1 pseudogene is annotated in these 2,155 nt (G+C 78.8%); it reads left to right on the forward strand.

The window, feature by feature from the left end:
• Positions 1-2,155 (forward strand): annotated as a pseudogene (locus ACWEPF_RS39870) (DNA-binding protein); the annotation flags it as partial.

Genomic DNA, 2,155 nt, shown 5'->3' on the forward strand with positions numbered 1-2,155 from the left:
CGGACGCCGTCGCGGGCCCGGCCGGCGGCCCGGCGGGCGGTCTGGTCGGCTGGCGCACCGTCAAGCTGGCGGACGGCCGGTTCCGGGGCGAGGACGTGGCGGGCCGTCAGGTCTTCCTGCCCGAGGACGCCGAGGCGCCCGACGCGCTGGTGGTCTTCCCCGGGGCCGAGCGGCCCGTCGCGGTGACCCGCAGCAGCTACCGGGCCCAGCTCCGCCGCGAGGACGGCCTCCTGCTGGCCGAGCTGCGCACCGACGACCTGCCGGGCGAGTTCGCCGAGGGCACGCCGCTGCTGCCGCCGATGCGGTTCTGGCACCACCTGCGCCCGCGCGACGAGGCGGGCTCGCTCGCGCTGCGCGCGATGGACCGGGCCACCGCCTCCTCGCTCCTCAAGGTGGCGGTGGCGGCCGACGGTGACCGGCCGGGCGACCTCACGGCCGCGCTGGCCGTGGTGCTGCCCCAGGTGACGCACCACGCCCTGCGCTCCGGCCTGGCCGGCGTGCTGCGCTACGCGGCCCGTCAGCAGGCGGTGCTGGACCAGGTGGCGGTGCGGCTCACCGAGCAGCTGGACGGCGGCGGCGCGGCCGAGGCCGCGCCGAGCGGCCCGGCCGACGAGCTCCTCTCGAGGGCGCTCAGCGGCACCGGCCTGCTCTCCCGCTGGTGGGGCCGGAACGCCACCCACTACGTGGCGGGCCAGTTCGCCTTCCTGACCGCGGCCGCCCTCCCGGAGTCGCCCGCGCGGCCCGCCGGCACCCTGCACGTGGACGCCGCGGAGGCGCCGTACGAGTCGGTGGACTGGCTGCGGCTGCCGGAGCTCGCCGAGGCCGCCGCGGTGCGGGCCGCCACGGCACCGAACGCCGAGCAGCGGGAGGCGGCCGCCTGGTTCGCCGGGCAGCTGGCGGGGCTGGGTCTGACCGGCGCGGCGCCGCAGTGGCGCAAGGCCGTGCTGGAGCTGGCGGGCAGTCAGCTGCTCGACTCCGACGGGAGCCACCGCAGCGGCACCGGCGACGCGCTGCTGGCGCTCGGCGGCGGGGCCTTCCTGCTGTTCGCCGACAGCACCCAGCGGACGGACGGGTCGACCCTGTCCACCGTGCTGTTCCACGACCCGGCGCGGCGCTTCGAGGTGCCCGCGCCGTACGAGGTCCGCTCGATCGGCGCGGTGGGCACCGGCGGCCCGGAGGGCACGGTGGCGGCCGTCCTCGCCTTGGCGGCCGAGCGCGGCCCGGCGCCCTGGCGACCGGAGGCGGCCGAGCGGTTCGCCGAACTGACCGGCGTCACCCCGACCCTGGCCGCCCTGGTGGTGGCCGGGCTGCCCCAGGTGGACTCGCACGACCGGAACTTCCTGGACGGCGGGGCCCGTGCCCTGCTCGGGCTGAAGGTGGCCGAGGCCGCCGTGGCCCGGGACGAGCTGCGGGCGGTGGCGACGGAGACCCGTCAGCACCTGATCCGCGCCCTGCTGCCGGCCGACCCGGCCGCGCTCTGGGAGGGCGGCCCGGACGTCGAGGCCGTCGCGGCGGTCTGGGTGCAGGCGCTCGGCCGCCGGCTGGCGGTGCCCGAGGCGCTGCTGGCCGACGCGGCCAAGGGCCTGCGGACCCCGTGGGCGGCCAACCAGGCGATCGCGGCGGTGCTGGAGCCGGACGCGGCCGAGGAGTTGACGAAGGACCTGGACTGGACGGTGCGCGGCGACCGCTGCGTGCCGGTCGAGTCCGGTGCGGCCGGCTTCACCGCCAACGTGCTGACCGGCGCGCTGGCCGCCGCCGCCTGGCTGGCCCACCGGCTGCCCGCCGGTGACCCGCTGCGCGCCGCGCTGCCGGCCGCACTGGCCGCCGTCCGGGCCCGGCTGGCCCACCCGGGGCTGATCCTGGACTTCGGACGGTACGTCAGCCTGCCGGACTTCAAGAAGTCGGCGGGCGCGCCGACCGAGGTCGGCGAGGGCTACGAGCGCTACGGCGCGGTCGTCATGGCGACCCACGACAGCCAGCCCGCGCCGGGCATCCGCACGGCGCTGCTGGACGCGGCCGGGCAGGACCCGTACCTGCCGGTGCTGCGCGGCGACGGCAAGCCCTTCGCCGCCGAGGTGGCGCTGCGGCTGGCCGCCTCCGCGGACTTCGCCGCGCTGCTGGCCGACCAGGGCGCCCCGGCGGCCGGCGAGCCGGG

The organism is Kitasatospora sp. NPDC004289, assembly GCF_053602875.1.